Raw genomic sequence first — 16,585 nt, 5'->3', positions numbered from 1 at the left:
GTCTCATGTTTTTTATTGATCTAAGGCAATAATTTTCAATTGGCCCTGATTACTTAACTGGCGGTTTTCCATATCGATTGCCGATGCCAGCGGGGTTAAAAGAAGATAACGGGTTTGAGCCGGCAATTGAATCACCCCTTCCACCTGCTCATGTTGCAATAAGGTGGATTGAGTATCCTGGCTCTTGTAGCCGCCTGCACCTTCAATCACACAGCCTTGCGCATCCAGAAAAACGGCAAAAGGCCAGTAAAATGTAGGTTGCCGGGTTTTAGAAGCGTATGAATTCACCTGAAGATGGCGTAAATCTCCCTCCAGCTTCACCACCTCATAATCAAATTCATCTGTTAATGGTGCACGTGGCCAGAGATTGACGTCTTTCTGTACGGCCAGGGTCTTGGCATGTTTAATTTTTTTATTGTTAAAACAGGACTGGCCTAAACTGCTGATGGCATCGGCCTGTGCAATACGATAATAAGTCGATGACAGCACCATTGGCTTGACACTTTCTGGCTGGCGTTTCTTGAACAGGCGATCCAGCACCGATTGTCCGACTCCTTTTTCACGTTCTACCACCTGCACCCGGGTCGCACCACCGCCCAATTTACTGTCAACTACGCCTTCCGGCATCATATAAAAACGCTTTTTCCCCTCCAGGTTAAATTCACTGTGTTCCAGGTATTCATTATTGACGTACTGCTCCCCTTCCATTTCGGTAAAACCGGAAGATGAAGTACGGTCTGGTTGATCAGCTTGCACAGTCTTCAATACTTTCTGAGATTCAGTTTGCGGGATGACAGATGTAATCGTTGGAGATGATGAAGCTGATACCGGTTTTGTGGTTGCCGATACAACTGGTGTGACGACAGGCTGTTCCACAACTGCTGTATCTGGTGTTTTTTGTGGGATACTTTCTGTGAGTTTTACCGTAGTGACTGGTTGAGTCGGTACAGTACTAACTGTGGGTACGACTGCAACAGCAGGAGCTCTGACAGGTTCAGAAACGGGAATTTGCGCTTGCGGCTGCGCCGGATTCAAAGCAGACGATGCTCTACTTTGTGCCTGCGTTTTGTTTACCGGCACAGCTTCTTTTTTCGCGGCCGGCCGGGTTTCGGCCTTACGCTGTACCACCATCGGCCGGCCATCCGGGCCAATAATGGTATAAAACTCATTGGCATAACTTACACTGGCCGAGCCCAAAGACAGCGCCCAGAGTGAAGACAGGCAAATCAAGCCAGATAAACGCTTTGTCACTTTTACCATCGTGTTCTATAGCTCAGACCTAAAATTGTAATGTTGCTAGCGGTTTTGACATTCAGTCCCGCATACGGGTTGAGTAATAAGTTATTCACCCCTTCTTTGTTGGCTAGGCTACTGGTATTGGCTGGAATTTTGTCCCGGCTTTGCAGAAAGCCGATCGATAAATCCAGGTCAGTATCGGCATCAAAACGATAGCCCACACCTAAACCAAACAGACGTGCATTATTAATGGGTACCATGGTATTACGCTTGTCATCTGGAATCGCACTGGTTCGTGGTTCATAACCGGCACGCAGCTTTAAACGGTCGGTAGCAGAATATTCAATCCCGATGCCCCAACTCCATGGTGACTGGAAGCCCATCGGCAAGGCCAGTGAGCTGTCAGAGACATGTTCAGACAATAATTTGGCAATTTTCAGGGCAGAAATCTGGCGGTCAAATTCAAACTTGAACTTGTCCCAAGCAGCATAATCGGTCCAGCCGACATCAAAGTTCACCTGTAAATCTGGCATTACCTTGTATTTAATCCCGGCCTGGAAATGCGCTGGATATTCAAAATCCATCGCCACCAGCCCTGACTCACTGGCCGGAATATAGTTCGGGAAGCCTAAAATTGCCGCCAAAATTTGCCCGGTTGGGGAAGACATCAAGCCTTTAATCAGCTCACTCGGCGCCTTGGCATTATCAATATGATATTTACCTTTGAGCCGCATTTTGGCGGAGCTTTGATAGACCATACCAAAGCTGAAATCTTCACGTGGCTCCCATAACACCCCGAGGTTATAGCTTGGGCTCAGACTTTGCTCGACGGCCAGATCCATTTGTCCAAAACGACCAAACGGATTCATGCCTTCCTGTGCGTTACAAATCCCCAGCAACAGAATATCGGTAATAATATCGGAGTTTTCTTTAAACGGGGTACAGACGACTTCATCAATCATCCGCAGCATCCCGATCAGGTCATTCGGGAAACGCAAGTCGGTATTCATGGCAATGGCCTGGTAGGACATTCCCACCGATGCCCCGACTGATAGCTCATCATTGACCTGATAGGCAATTGACGGTGACAGATAGGTAATCCGTTCCAGTGCCACCTGCTGCCCCATGAAGTTACCTGGGTTGCCATCTTCAGCACCAAAACCGGCAATTAACGGCGCATACATCGCAGTAGCAAAGGTGGTTTTAGACCCCGGCGGATTGTAGGCAATCCCTGCTGTTGGTGCGGCCAGTGGCATGCCTTCACCCAGATCAACAAACTTTTTCAGTACCGGCACATACAGCGATGCATATTCCACATCACCCGATACTTCACCTTTAAAGTCGGTACAAAAGTCAGCCAGAATTTCCGGTCCATCATGACAGACCAGTGGATCATCGGAATAACCAAATACGTTATAGTCGGCTGGCGCAGAAAACTCACGCTGTACATCAAAGTGCGCCAGCACCCCTTGTACATCGGTTTGCAAGCCTTCAATTTTAGTTAAGGCTGCCGGGTTAAAATGAATGGCACTAATGCCCGGTGGATCTGCCGTGACCGCGTTGCCCATGGTCAAGGAACGGATATCGACAGACAGGTTTTGTCCCAATTGTGCAAAAGCAGCACTCGAACAGCCCGATAAGATCAGCGCAGACACTAACGGGCGAAGTCGAATTATTTTCATACGACCAGCCTCTTAGCGAAGTTTCTTACCAAAGCCCAGAATATCGAGTGGGAAAGACAGACCTAAAGACACATCCGGTGCATCTTCTGTCAAACCAATACCAACAGTACCATTGACAATCGTTTCAGGAGAAACGCGCACCCCTAAAGAAATGGCCAGGGTAGAACTGGTCTGATCGGCCGGAGAATAGCTTTCGCCGGTGTGATAGAGGAATTCAGCGCCAGTATTAAAACTCTGCTGATACGACATGGTCATTGAAACATCGTAGTTAAAGGAATAGGCAAAACCAAAGGCGAAACCACCACTAATGCCCGGCTCAAATTCCTCAATAATACGTGGGCCACGAACCTGGTTTAAGCCCGACTCCTTAAAACCATAATTGGCGGAGACCGAAGCGAATAACACCACTGGGTCGATATATTTACGGGTACTGGCTCCAATCCCTGCAGAATAATAGCCCTTACCGGTCGCAAGTTCGGTAGTGCTATTAATTTCATACGGGCTATCACCGGTTTTGGTCGAAAGATTTCCGAATAAAATTAGTGGCAAACGGCCGGCTTTTAAAGGGAAAGGTTCCCAGCGTGCGCCTAAAGAAATATCTCCCAGACCCGCGGTATTCGCATCTTTTAATTGATCGGTCTTGGCCACCAAAGGTAAAGAGGCGGTTAAGGTCAGGTTATCCAATAATCCATATTGAACGGTGAAGGTGTTGGTCAATGCATGCGATGCATTTTCCTGAACACGCAACTGATAGATTTGGCCTTGCGCCATTTCCATATCAATTTGCGTATCACGATAATAGGTATAATCAATATCGTAATAAGATGAGATATTGCCTTTTTTGATTAAGGAATATTGGCGTTCATTGGAGGTAAAGACTTCTTCCAGATTGGCTTCTTTGGTGGCATCCCCTTCCTGCTGCTGTAACGCAGTTGATGCAGCCTGCTCAGCACTCGGTGCAGTCGCTGTTGCTGTTTCAATATTGGCCTCAGCAACTGCTTCAGTGCTAACTTCTTCAGGGCTTGAGTTTTCTGCTGGAGCTGTGGCTTCTGACGCAAGCTGCTGCTCTTCTACTGCTTCATATTGTCCTAACTGTGGCTCTTCTGCAGCATAAGCAGCTGCTCCCCAGACCATTTGGATACTGATAGCCAATACGGTTTTATTCATCCATTTAGATTTCATCTTCTTCCCTTCCAATTTTTAATTTTTTTTCGTTTTTAAAGTAAATATTTATTTACTTTTATAATAGAGTCTTAAAAAGTTGTACTGATGTTCGCCGAAATTCTCTGACTCAGGATTCATGTTTCGTTCTAAACGAATGGTCGAGGCTTTATCAGCAATTTTGTCCATATAGAATTGCGGATATTGAATATTGACAAAGGCATGATGGTTAACAGTGGCATCTTCAACATGGCGCATATCACTGTCCTGTAAAGCCAGGAAGTCTTTACGATATTCAGGCGCCACATTAATCAGGAACAAGGTATTGTTTTCCCACACCTCTTTAAAACGCTGCTCATCAAAACTGATATTCCCCAGTGCCGGGTCGGCCACATAGACCCGGCCATCCTTATAGGCCTTATACACCACAAAATGCTTAAAACCGGCATAGGAAATCGGCACAATTGCGGGCTGGCCCTGCTTGACCAGATCTGAAAATTCCCCACGATAGCCGCCACTTTCCATGCCCAATGCAGCAACAAAACGTTTCATATCCAGCAAAGAGAAACTACGCCGTTCAATAATGCGCTCATATTCCCCATAACGTAGCAAACCACTCATGGTCTGCTGCTCTGTCAATCGGGTTCCGACATAACCATTTAACAGCGTGGTTAAAGCGGCCGATCCACAGCTATAGTCATAAGCCTGACGTACAATGCCCCGGAATTGATCTTGTAAAGCAGGTTGAATACGTACAGGCTCACGATGCATACGGGTAAAAGAAGAATTGCGGGAATCCAGTGTTTCCGTATAGCGTACGGTTTCCGGATGTTGTTCCTTTAAGTCGAAGGCTTGTGTGGCAGCGTAATACATCAATGCCGAGCCTAATGCGATCTCTAACATAATTTTTAACTTTTCAAGTTCCAGGCAGCTCTGCCAGTTCATTTTTTATTTTTAGAGTAAGAACTCTACTTCCATGTATTTAGCAAGATACCTTTTTTTTAGAAAAAAAACAGTATTTTTTTATATTTTTGCCAACTTTTACAGTTTTTGTGTAAAAAAAAGCGCGTGAAAACACGCGCTTTTTCAATAGAAGACTTAGTGACCACGAATAGTGATAACCGCCCCCGGAAGATATTCACCAGCCGCTCGGCTGTAATAGGTTTGCATACCTTGAATTTCAACATCACCGATAGATGCAGCATCTCGGCTACCTAAATGAACACCTTGTACATAGTGATCTTTAGCACCACCATGGCTAATCATCTGGATATAACCTTTGTCATCCGTGTTGCTGACACTTGCACCCATAACACGCACATCTTGTGTAATGGTTAAGTCATTAGCATCTGCATCGGCAATTTTAATACTTTCAATAAAGATCTCACCTGCTGCACGCTCAGCACTTGCCGTTGAGTTATCAAGAATACCCAAATTATTAATTTCAAGACCACCAATCATCTTAGTATTCAGTTTAATCATCGCCCCTTGTGGTGCAGCACCTAACTGGATATTGGCTGACATTGGGCCTGTCTTAAGCGATAAGCCTGAAATAATGGCATTATAATTCGAATCTACACCACCACGGCGAAGTGTCGAGGTTGTGCTTGCGCTACCTTGTACACCCGAAGCAGTTACACCAATTTCACCAATTTTAATATCCAGACCAGACACATCAGCTGCGATGTTAATAAAGGCTGTGTTACCACTACCTGCACCGGCATCAGAGTCAATTTTTAAATCTGCCAAGTTACGAGAGTCAAGTAGATAAGCACCTGCATCATCATAGTTAGCACCAACGACGATACCAAAGTTTTCATTCGCATCACCAGCAATGCCATTCCCTTGAATAACAATCGCACCAGCATTATCAATGGTACCATTTAAACCATCATTATCATGGATAAAGAGCTTTTCAATTTCAATTTTTGAAATACCGATACCAATCGATAAACCATCTTGACCTGTGGTTGCGCTAAGTGCTGAATCATCCATTGCCTGCATTGCAAATGCATTTGCACTTAATGCCATTGAAGATACTAAAGCTAGTTTAGTAAATGTTTTCATATTTACTCTCCCAAGAGTATTATTTTTTTGATTGTTACCACTCTTGTGCAGCGGGTTGATTATTTGTTTTTAGCAACCTGCTACGTATTTCCTTGAGCGGCTGGATAGCACTAACAAAGTTATCCCCCTGTCAATTTTTGTTCAACTGCTATTGATCATATTTTTCAGCTTGCCGATAAACGGTCATAAGCATTTTCTTGGCGCAGAATCAGGTAAAATAGATATTTATTGTTGATTTTCTCCAAATTTATGGCCACCTCATCTTTCTACAAACAAGTACTTTGTGAATCCTCCTATACCCCAGCAGAAATTTTAAAGGCGCTGGGTTCACTCTCACATCTTGTTTATTTAGAAAATAATGGCCAACCGATTATTGGCTTATCGGCAAAACATTACTACCTTATTCAACAAAATAAATGGCAGTATTTTAAGCAACACAGTTTTAATCATTATCTTGAAGAAACAGCAGCGCCTTCTTTAGATGACTTTTTGCAGCCAACTGGTTGTATTGGCGACAGTTATTTTAAAGGCGGGCTGATCGGTTTTATCAGCTACGATTATGCCGCCCAACAGCACATTCATACTCAAAGCAAAGCTCAACCGTGTTTATTTCTAGGACAATTTCACAGTTTTCTAACTCTGGAAAATGGGCACTGGTATTTCACCAGCGATGAGCAGCAAGCCGAATTTTTATTGACTTATATTCAAAATTTGTTGGCTCAAAAACAGGAGAATTCATTTAAATTAACTCAGGCCTGTACCGCACGCTGGAATAAAACTGAATATCAACAGGCCTTTAATCAAGTCCAGGATTATATTGTTGCAGGTGATTGTTATCAGATTAATTTAACCCAGGAATTTAAAGGTTCTGCGGAAGGATTATTATTAGATACCGCTGCAGATTTCTGGGCGCTAACCCATGCTCCATATGCCGGTTATTTAAAAATAAATGACTTTGAATTACTTAGCTGTTCACCTGAATTATTTATTGATTTTCTGCCTCATCGGCAACTCCTCACCAAACCGATTAAAGGCACCATGCCACGTTATACAGACCCAATATTAGATGAACAATCTAAACAGACCTTAAAAAATTCTGAAAAAGATCAGGCTGAAAATGTGATGATCGTCGATTTACTGCGTAATGATCTGAGTGTCTATGCCGAAACCGGTTCAGTAAAAACGCCGAAGTTATTCAATATTGAATCATTTAAACAAGTGCATCATATGGTGAGTGAAATCACTGCGACGTTAAAAGCAGAAATCAATCCACTGGATGTATTGCTATCTGCACTTCCGGGCGGCTCGATTACTGGCGCCCCTAAAATTCGCGCCATGCAGATTATTGATGAACTCGAAGGCGCACCACGCGGGGCCTATTGTGGATCGATGGGTTATTTTAATTTTGATGGTACTGGTTCCTGGAATATTCTGATTCGCTCGATTCAAAAATACCAACACGAAGTTTCGTTATGGGCCGGCGGTGGTATTACCATTGCTTCTGATTGTGATGCAGAATATCAGGAATGTTTTGATAAGGTTTCGGCGATGCTGGATTTACTCAATACCTGGTACACACCTGAATAAATAAAAAGCGACTCAATTGAGTCGCTTTTTTATGAATCCCTCCCCTTGAGAACCATTGTTTCTCACCTTTTCTAGAGGGAAGAGTTCCCTCCTTTATCAAAGGAGGGTTAGGGTGGATTCACTTAAGCCAAAATCTCGTTTTTCAAAGTATCCACTAAACGCTGGTTTTGTTCATCGGTACCGATGGTGATCCGAAGGAATTGGTTAATCCGTGGCTTGTTAAAATAACGCACAATGATGCCACGTTCACGCAATTCAGCTGCCAATTCACCCGCATCTTTACTTGGCAGTGAAGCAAAAATAAAGTTGGCACTCGATGGCAATACCTTAAAACCCAGCTCAGCCAGCTGAGCTACCAGTGTTTCGCGACTCGCAATCACTTTCTGGTTCTGCGCTTCAAAGTATTCCTGATCTTCAAACGATGCGACAGCTGCTGCAATCGCGAAACGATCCATTGGATAAGAGTTAAAGCTGTTTTTCACCGCTTCCAGCGCAGCAATTAAATGTGGCTGGGCAATCGCAAAACCGACCCGTAAACCAGCCAAAGAACGCGATTTAGATGTGGTTTGACATACCACTAAATTCTCGTATTTTTCCACCAGGCTGACCGCAGATTCAGCACCGAAATCCACATAGGCCTCATCAATCACCACAACTGAGTTTGGATTGGCTTGAAGCACTTCCTCAATGGCAGCCAGGCCCATATCAATACTGGTTGGTGCATTCGGATTGGTAATAATAATGCCGCCATTTGGCTGCTTATAATCATCCACCACAATTTCAAAATTGTCATTTAGAGGGATGACCTGGGTATTGACCCCAAAAAACTGGCTATAGACCGGGTAGAAACTATAGGTAATATCCGGATACAACAGCGGCAGATCCTGAACAAAGAAGGCTTTAAAAATATGCGCCAGCACTTCATCAGAACCATTGCCGACAAAAACCTGCTCAACCGGCACCTGCTGCTGTTTGGCAATGGCCTGTTTTAACTCGGAGGCATCCGGGTCTGGATACAAACGTAACGCATCCGCCGAGTTTGCCAGTACCTTCTGCACTGCTTCCACCACTTTTGGCGATGGCGGATACGGGTTTTCATTGGTATTCAGTTTAAGTAAATTCTGGATTTTCGGTTGTTCGCCCGGTACGTACGGTTCTAATTCACGTACTGCCGGACTCCAGAAACGCATTTGTTCGGTGGTGATATTCATTTTTAAATTCTCAAAGTTCCCTCTCCTGAGCAAGTTTTAAAGCACAGCTTTAAAATGAAGCGCAAGTGAGGGCTAGGGAGAGGTTTTCTATTTCTTTAATTACTGATAACGATAACGTGCTGATCTCGCATGTGCATCCAGGTTCTCTTGCTGCGCCAATACATCCGCAGTTTTGGCCAGAGTTTTCACCCCTTCTTGCGAACACATGATCAGGCTAGAACGTTTCTGGAAATCATACACACCCAGCGGTGAGGAGAAACGGGCAGTACCTGAGGTTGGCAGCACGTGGTTTGGACCAGCGCAGTAATCCCCAATCGCTTCAGGGGTATAACGCCCCATAAAGATTGCCCCGGCATGACGAATATCTTCTGCCATCACTTGCGGATCATCCATGCATAATTCCAGGTGTTCAGGTGCCACCTGATTAATTAACTCAATCGCTTCCTGACGATCCTTCACCAATACCAATGCACCACGGTTTTCAATCGAGGTACGGGCGATCTCAGCTTTTGGCAATGCTTCTAGGTGCTTTTCAATCCAGCCATCAACAGCATTCAATAATTCCTCATCCGGTGTAATGAATACTGCTTGTGCGACGGTATCGTGCTCGGCTTGTGACAATAAATCCATCGCCAACCACTCTGCATTATTCTCGCCTTCGGCATAAACTAAAATTTCCGAAGGTCCGGCGATCATATCAATACCGACTTGACCAAATACCGCACGTTTTGCTGCTGCGACAAAACGGTTACCTGGACCGGTAATTTTGTCGACCGATGGAATGGTTTCTGTACCATAGGCCAGCGCCGCGACCGCTTGTGCACCACCAATGGTAAACAGACGTGTCACGCCCGCTAAATAGGCCGCCGCCAGCACCAGTGGATTCAACTCACCATTCGGCGCCGGAACCACCATGATAATTTCAGGCACACCCGCGACATGCGCAGGAACAGCATTCATGAGTACTGAAGATGGATAAGACGCCAGACCACCCGGCACGTAAATGCCCACGCGGTCCAGTGGCGTGACTTTCTGACCCAAGGTATTGCCCAAGGCATCAACATAGGTCCAGCCATCCTGCTTTTGCGCCTGGTGGAATTCACGGATACGTGCTGCAGCCAGCTCTAGTGCCTCACGCACTTCAGTGTTTAATGCGTCAAAGGCAGCTTTAAGCTGTTCCTGGGTCAGTTCTAGATCTGAAAATTGATGCGCGGGATGTCGATCGAACTGCTGAGTTAATTTAAGAACATGAGCATCACCATGCTGACGGACATCAGCAATGATTTGGTCTACGGTTTTTAACAGTTCTGGATCACTCACTGTTTCAAAAGCCAACAAGTCAGCAAACACCTGCTTGAAGTTCTGATCTTGAGTCGATAAACGTCGCATCAATTTACCCACAAGGTTGATATGGAAAAGATTAGTTTACCTGTTTTCAAGGCTTTTGTGGGTATCAATCGCGTATTGGGCCACGGACTTTTATGGAAAATTACTTTTGCTCAAATTGAAGAAAAGTATTAACAGGACTGTTCTCATAGACCGCCATAAAAAACCGCTCTCAAGAGCGGTCTTTTATTTGAACAACTTACGCCTGTTTGGCCTGTTCACGATCAGCCACAGCCTGTTCTAGCTGGGCAATAATCGGATTTAACAACGCCTGTTTACGTTTAAAACTGGCTTTATTGACGATTAAACGGGAAGATACTTTACAGATTTCTTCCAGTGGTTCTAAACCATTGGCACGTAACGTATTTCCGGTATCGACCACATCGACAATGTAATCACCCAGGCCGACCAGCGGTGCCAGTTCCATCGAACCGTAAAGCTTGATCACATCAACCTGTTCACCCAGGCTGGCATAGTATTGACGGGTCAGGTTCACATATTTGGTCGCAATTTTTAAGCGGCCTTTTGGACGAACCATACCGACTTTACCCGCTGTCATCAGTTTACAGTTGGCAATTTTTAAATCTAATGGTTCATAGACATTTTGTGCGCCATGTTCCATCAAGACATCTTTACCTGCCACACCTAAATCTGCTGCGCCATTTTCCACATAGGTCGGCACATCAGAAGCACGTAAAATCAGAATACGCACCTGTTTATGAGTGGTTGGAAAAATTAACTTACGGGATTTTTCAGGATCTTCCAGCAAGTTAATGCCCGCTGTTTCCAGCAGCGGCAGTGTCTCTTTTAAAATACGTCCCTTACTTAATGCTAAAGTTAAACCATGATCAAAATTGCCCATTACGTCAAAGTTTGGATCATCGTTTCTCATATCGCTCATTAACTTACTCGCTTAATTTGGGCACCTAAACCTTGTAACTTCGCTTCGACATTTTCATAACCGCGATCAATATGATAAATACGGTCAATCAGTGTTTCCCCTTCAGCCGCCAGAGCTGCTAACACTAAAGAGAACGAAGCACGTAAATCTGTAGCCATGACAGGTGCTGCAGATAATTTTTCTACACCGGTTACCACAGCATCATTGCCTTCAACCTGAATATTGGCGCCCATACGTGCCAATTCAGGAACATGCATAAAACGGTTTTCAAAAATCGTTTCAGAGATGGTGGCAAAACCACGACCAACGGCATTCACTGCCATCAACTGGGCCTGCATATCGGTCGGGAAATCTGGATGTGGCAAAGTACGGAAGCTGACCGCTTTCGGACGTTTACCCATCATATCCAGTTCAATCCAGTCATCCCCACGGGTGACTTCTGCGCCCATCTCTTCAAATTTGTCTAGCACCGATTCCAGCAGGGCCGGATCGGTATGCGTGGTTTTAATCTTGCCACCAGTAATGGCTGCCGCCGCCAGATAGGAACCGGTTTCAATCCGGTCCGCCACTACCGCATATTCACAGCCGTGCAGACTTTCTACACCAGTTACCACCAAAGTATCGGTATCCAGGCCTTCGATTTTGGCACCCATCTTAATCAGCATTTGTGCCAGATCGGTGATTTCCGGTTCACGCGCAGCATTCCGGATGGTGGTGACACCATCCGCCAGCACGGCAGCCATCAAGATATTTTCAGTGCCGCCTACGGTTACCATATCAAAAACCACTTCGCCGCCTTTTAAGCGGCCATCGACTTTGGCATGTACATAGCCATTTTCGACCTGGATTTCTGCACCTAAAGCTTCTAAAGCTTTTAAATGCTGATCGACCGGACGCGAACCAATCGCACAGCCGCCCGGGAGTGATACTTGTGCACTGCCATAGCGCGCCAATAGCGGTCCAAGCACCAAAATAGACGCACGCATGGTTTTAACGAGCTCATACGGTGCAAACTGGTTGTTCAGGGTCGAGGTATCGGCCACCACAGTATCGCCTTCATAAGACATGGTGATACCGAGGCCCGCAATGAGTTTAACCAGTGTGTTTACATCTTTCAGATTAGGCACATTGGTCAGGGTAATAGGTGAGTCGGCCAGAATCATGGCAGCCAGTAATGGCAATGCTGCATTCTTTGCACCAGAAATGCGCACTTCACCTTCGAGCTTAATACCGCCCTGAATTAAAAATTTATCCATTAATTTATTAAGCTCCGAATAAGCTTGCTTTACGCCATTCTTCTTTGGTCATTGCTTTAATTGTTACCGCATGAACTTCACCGCTGGCGATCAAGGCATTAATCGGCGCATACACTGCCTGTTGGCGTGCAACAAGACGTTTGCCTTCAAACTGATCATCGACAATACGAAGATCAAATTTACCACCCTGCCCACTAACGACTACATCTGCCTCTGGAAAAGCAGCTTTTAAAATTTCAGCGAGCTGTTCATTATTCATCACAAGACCTCTTATAGGACCAACGGTGTAAAACCGGTCATTTTACTATAAATGAAAAAAATAATTCATTAGTCACATACATTATATATATAAAAAAAGAGGTTTTTTAAAAACCTCTTTTTGCCGATTGTTTCAGCTAAATCGCGACAGGCTGATAAACCAGCTGCATTTTGCGATGCTTGTCTAATTGGCGTTTTAATTTTTCTGACATTTTCTTAATCGATGTATACATATCATCAGCACAGGCCTGGGCAAACAGCTCCGTTCCAGGTAAACGGATAATCGCTTCTGCGATATGGTTGGCACTGCCTTTTTTAGAATGCTTATCGATCTGATGATCTTTACTGAGCTTCACCTGCATACTATTGACTTGATCCAGATGTTTGGTCATTTGCGCGAACTTTGCTTTTATATTTTCTTCAATTGCAGGTGTAATTGATAAATGATGGCCACGAATTGTTATTTGCATAATTCTATCCCTCACCTTCGTTAGGATTAGACGAGTCATCATCAAAATGATTCACGTACAGGACCAGAACTGCTGCTCAGTGATACCTTCATGCAATCATTTTGACTCATCCTCATAGAAAAAAAGATTCATTATGTTGTCATAATGAATCTCTAGAATAGGCAGATTTTCAAAACTAGATCAAGACTTTTCTTTCAGAAGAAGATGGAATATGTAAAGATTCGCGATATTTTGCAACCGTACGTCGCGCCACATCAATTCCCTCTTCTTTTAAAATATTGGCAATTGCGTTATCAGACAAAGGCTTACGCAGGTTCTCTTCAGCAATCAGTTTTTTGATCTTGGCACGAATCGCAGTTGACGATGCTTCACCGCCCGATGTAGTGCCAACATGACTTGAAAAGAAATATTTCAACTCAAACAGGCCACGTGGAGTCAGCATATATTTGTTGGTGGTCACGCGGGATACCGTGGATTCATGCAGCTCCACCTCTTCGGCAATATCGCGTAGCACCAAGGGTTTCATGCCTTCTGCGCCAATTTCCAGAAAAGTACGCTGATGCTCAACAATACAGGTTGCCACTTTGAGTAAGGTTTTATGCCGCTCATCAATACTCTTGATAAAGTTTTTGGCTTCCAGCATCTGGTTACGCAAATACTGATTGTCATCACTCTGATCGGCACGACGAATCATATTGGCATAAAACGAGTTAACCCGGAGCTTTGGCATGACATCCGGATTCAGCTGTACCTGCCAGCTGTCATTTTTCTTCATCACCACCACATCTGGAATCTGATAATCCGACTCTTTATCTTCAAACTCCATACCCGGATGCGGTTTCAAGGTTTTCAGCAACTCGACCGCACATTTCAGCTGATCGGTGTTTAAACCGGTCTGCTTGAGTAGTTTTGGAATTTCATTGCTGATTAATAACTCATAATGGGTCATCAGCTGCATAGCATCCTGACGGCATGGGGTATTCGCCGGCAGACTTTCCAGCTGGATCAACAGACATTCCGCCAGATGACGCGAGCCAACCCCCACCGGCTCCAGCCGTTGAATATGTTTCAACACCACCAGCACTTCATCGTCTTCGATGCTGTCTTCATACTCCATCGAATCGAGCAGATGCTGGACTGAAGCAGTAATCTCGCTGATATCGCTTTCCAGAAAACCCTTATCATCCAGAGAATCAATAATGCAGTAAGCAATCAGCTGGTCAATTTTAGAAAAATGCAGCAGGTTAATCTGCTCCAGCATATGCTCTTTTAAACCCAGTACACCCTGACGGTTATCTTCACGCTCTTCATATTCTGGCGTACCTAAACTAGTCGGCTGATGGGTATAGACATCATCCCAGTCGGTATCGACCGGTAAATCATCTGGCAGATGATCGGCATTTAATTCATTGGTTAAATCTTTTTGATCACGATCTGTATCTGCCGCTGACAGACTCTCAACATCGGCCTGTTCTTCAACTTTCTCTAATAATGGATTACTATCGAGCTGTAATTGAATTTCTTGCTCAAGTTCTAAACTTGATAATTGAAGTAAACGAATGGCCTGTTGCAACTGGGGTGTCAATGACAGGGAGTTGGCAACTTTTAATCCCACTGATAACTTCATACTACCCACCTTTTTTAATACCGCGTTTTATAAGCAATTTTTATGCCTGTTTTGATTTTTATAGCATGCTTTTGTTAAAAAATATACAAAAAAATTTTCATAAAGAAAGGCCACCCGAGGTGACCTTCTGTAATTGCTGATAAATTTAGAATAATGCTTTTGGCAAACGGATCTGAATAATTTCATTATCATCGGCCAGATTGGCATTTCGCCCGCTTGAACCTGGAAAGTTATTATCATTCAGCACAGTAATCAGGTCTGGACCTTCAATGACAATATCTTCAATGGTCTGAAACGGAAAACCAAAACGCTCACCGGTCGCAATATCGCCCGCTCGCGCAGTGCCATAAAGTAAATCCGGATTGGCAATATCCATCAAATTGACCAGATCTTCTCTCTGCATATTCTGACCAGCGGTGCTGAGCGTGACTTTAATCAGCTTTTTATAGCCCAGCAGATCGTTTTCACTATCATCCCGTTCAATAATAATTCCTTCAGTCGGGCTATACAGCTGAAAATCACCAATCGCGGTGGCGCTAGTATGCAATGGAAAATAATAATATTTGCCTGTATAGGCTTTTTTTGCCAAATCAAATTCAGACACGATTAAACGATTAGAACTATCGTTCAGTAATGGCTTTTCCAACAGCGGATACAGATATTTTCCATCTTGAGAGATCGCCATGCCTTCAAAACCACCGCTACGCTGTACCAGTGGTTCAACAAAATTCAGCTGTTCTTTATTGAACTGATTCTGAGGTGAACGCAGCTCTTGCGCCGGATTCAGTGGATTCGGTAATGGAATTGGTGGACTCAGCAATATACCGTCGGCAGAAAAATGCAGTAAATAGGGTCCAAACTCATCCCCAATCCAGATCTCGCCATTCGGTGCACGCTGCATCGATTCCGGGTCAAAATCCGCCCCGGTTAATAAACGTTCGGCAGTATCTTGATGGACAATAGAAAAGGGAATGAGTTTATTCGGATCACGCAGCTGCACATAACTTAAATGTTTCACTTCAGCGTTAGTTGCTGTTTTTGTTCTAAAGGTCGGTTGAATCAGATGCAAACGCAGCAGATAGTCAGCCGAGTTATCTTGTGTGCCAAAACCATTGTCAGACATCACCAGATAAGTCCCATCATTATTTTTTACGGCAGCCGAAAAACCTTGCACAGGCTGCCCTGGAAATGGCGGCAAAATCCCATTTGCACCAGTCACATACGCACCGGAATCTGGTCCTTCTGCATAGGTGGCCACATCCAGTTTTGCAAAAGCCACCAAAGTTGGCTCAGTGATCAAGGGTATAGGCGTCACCTGCGCCTTTTCATCAGACTCATTACATCCGTTCAAACCCAACACAGCGGCCATAACAAGGCCAAGAGATCTTTTTTTCATAAAGTTTAAAAATAGCAATTGGGGAAAACCATTCAAACAGGAAAAAATGACAGTGCTGGGATGATTCAGTGACAATTTAAAGACCGGCTTTTACGGCCAAATATTAATTTTCTATTTATTGAATACAACACCTAGATACCTTTCTGGAAATTATAATTCTTTTAGTTTTATTTTCTGCATAAAAAAATCCCCCTGCTGTTTTAGCTAGGGGGATTTTGAATAATGAGCTGGCGATGACTTACTCTCACATGGGTAACCCCACACTACCATCAGCGCTAAGAGGTTTCACTTCTGAGTTCGGGAAGGGATCAGGTGGTTCACTCTTGCTATTGTCGCCAGCACAACTG

General features: G+C 44.4%; 14 protein-coding genes and 1 rRNA gene. 1 reads left to right on the top strand and 14 read right to left on the bottom strand.

The features are described from left to right. Positions 1 to 12 precede the first annotated feature (12 nt). The 5 genes from filE to FTT64_RS06875 form a co-directional block, all read right to left on the bottom strand. Positions 13 to 1,260, bottom strand: a complete 1,248-nt coding sequence (gene filE, locus FTT64_RS06895; protein WP_005179905.1) for a putative pilus assembly protein FilE — start codon at positions 1,258 to 1,260, stop codon at positions 13 to 15. Then, positions 1,254 to 2,918, bottom strand: a complete 1,665-nt coding sequence (locus tag FTT64_RS06890) for an OmpP1/FadL family transporter (protein ID WP_016659496.1) — start codon at positions 2,916 to 2,918, stop codon at positions 1,254 to 1,256. Before FTT64_RS06890 ends, filE begins: the two co-directional genes overlap by 7 nt. 12 nt (positions 2,919 to 2,930) lie before the next feature. Continuing rightward, positions 2,931 to 4,100: a hypothetical protein gene (locus FTT64_RS06885; RefSeq protein ID WP_180182201.1), complete on the bottom strand. Its 1,170-nt coding sequence runs from the start codon at positions 4,098 to 4,100 to the stop codon at positions 2,931 to 2,933. 48 nt (positions 4,101 to 4,148) lie between these two features. Continuing rightward, positions 4,149 to 4,982, bottom strand: a complete 834-nt coding sequence (locus tag FTT64_RS06880) for a C39 family peptidase (protein ID WP_045795549.1) — start codon at positions 4,980 to 4,982, stop codon at positions 4,149 to 4,151. Positions 4,983 to 5,177: 195 nt separating this feature from the next. Beyond that, entirely contained in the window at positions 5,178 to 6,146 is a 969-nt protein-coding gene (locus FTT64_RS06875; RefSeq protein WP_180182200.1) for a DUF6160 family protein, read from the bottom strand. 249 nt (positions 6,147 to 6,395) lie between these two features. Between FTT64_RS06875 and FTT64_RS06870 the strand changes: the two genes are divergently transcribed. Next, positions 6,396 to 7,733, top strand: coding sequence for an anthranilate synthase component I family protein (locus FTT64_RS06870; RefSeq protein ID WP_160242847.1), 1,338 nt, complete (start codon positions 6,396 to 6,398; stop codon positions 7,731 to 7,733). 122 nt (positions 7,734 to 7,855) lie between these two features. On the opposite strand, the gene hisC is transcribed toward FTT64_RS06870, so the two are convergent. The 9 genes from hisC to rrf all read right to left on the bottom strand — a co-directional run bounded on the left by hisC (position 7,856) and on the right by rrf (position 16,578). Further along, a complete protein-coding gene (gene hisC, locus FTT64_RS06865) occupies positions 7,856 to 8,944 on the bottom strand; it encodes a histidinol-phosphate transaminase (RefSeq protein WP_005179917.1) in 1,089 nt (362 codons plus the stop codon). A 99-nt stretch (positions 8,945 to 9,043) separates the two neighbouring features. Further along, the gene (gene hisD / locus FTT64_RS06860; RefSeq protein ID WP_168370025.1) at positions 9,044 to 10,345 is read right to left on the bottom strand and encodes a histidinol dehydrogenase; all 1,302 of its coding nucleotides are present in this window, start codon (positions 10,343 to 10,345) and stop codon (positions 9,044 to 9,046) included. A gap of 184 nt (positions 10,346 to 10,529) precedes the next feature. Then, positions 10,530 to 11,231 (bottom strand): ATP phosphoribosyltransferase, encoded by a 702-nt coding sequence (gene hisG, locus FTT64_RS06855; RefSeq protein WP_005179926.1) that lies wholly within the window; start codon positions 11,229 to 11,231, stop codon positions 10,530 to 10,532. Continuing rightward, positions 11,231 to 12,487 carry a UDP-N-acetylglucosamine 1-carboxyvinyltransferase gene (gene murA, locus FTT64_RS06850; RefSeq protein ID WP_005179929.1) on the bottom strand — a complete coding sequence of 419 codons (1,257 nt, stop codon included), beginning with the start codon at positions 12,485 to 12,487 and terminating at the stop codon, positions 11,231 to 11,233. Before murA ends, hisG begins: the two co-directional genes overlap by 1 nt. 7 nt (positions 12,488 to 12,494) lie before the next feature. Next, positions 12,495 to 12,746, bottom strand: a complete 252-nt coding sequence (gene ibaG, locus FTT64_RS06845) for a BolA family iron metabolism protein IbaG (RefSeq protein WP_005179933.1) — start codon at positions 12,744 to 12,746, stop codon at positions 12,495 to 12,497. A 136-nt stretch (positions 12,747 to 12,882) separates the two neighbouring features. Continuing rightward, positions 12,883 to 13,215, bottom strand: coding sequence for a ribosome hibernation-promoting factor, HPF/YfiA family (hpf, locus tag FTT64_RS06840; RefSeq protein WP_005179935.1), 333 nt, complete (start codon positions 13,213 to 13,215; stop codon positions 12,883 to 12,885). Between the two features lie 175 nt (positions 13,216 to 13,390). Then, entirely contained in the window at positions 13,391 to 14,842 is a 1,452-nt protein-coding gene (locus FTT64_RS06835; protein ID WP_127798820.1) for an RNA polymerase factor sigma-54, read from the bottom strand. Between the two features lie 145 nt (positions 14,843 to 14,987). After that, on the bottom strand, positions 14,988 to 16,238 hold the full coding sequence (locus FTT64_RS06830; RefSeq protein ID WP_227554608.1) for an esterase-like activity of phytase family protein: 1,251 nt from the start codon (positions 16,236 to 16,238) through the stop codon (positions 14,988 to 14,990). 225 nt (positions 16,239 to 16,463) lie between these two features. Next, positions 16,464 to 16,578: ribosomal RNA gene (gene rrf, locus FTT64_RS06825) — 5S ribosomal RNA — on the bottom strand. Positions 16,579 to 16,585: the final 7 nt, after the last annotated feature.

It is taken from the genome of Acinetobacter sp. Q186-3 (assembly GCF_013420655.1).
Classification (GTDB): Bacteria; Pseudomonadota; Gammaproteobacteria; order Pseudomonadales; family Moraxellaceae; genus Acinetobacter; species Acinetobacter indicus.
This window is presented reverse-complemented; position numbering and strand designations above follow the sequence as displayed.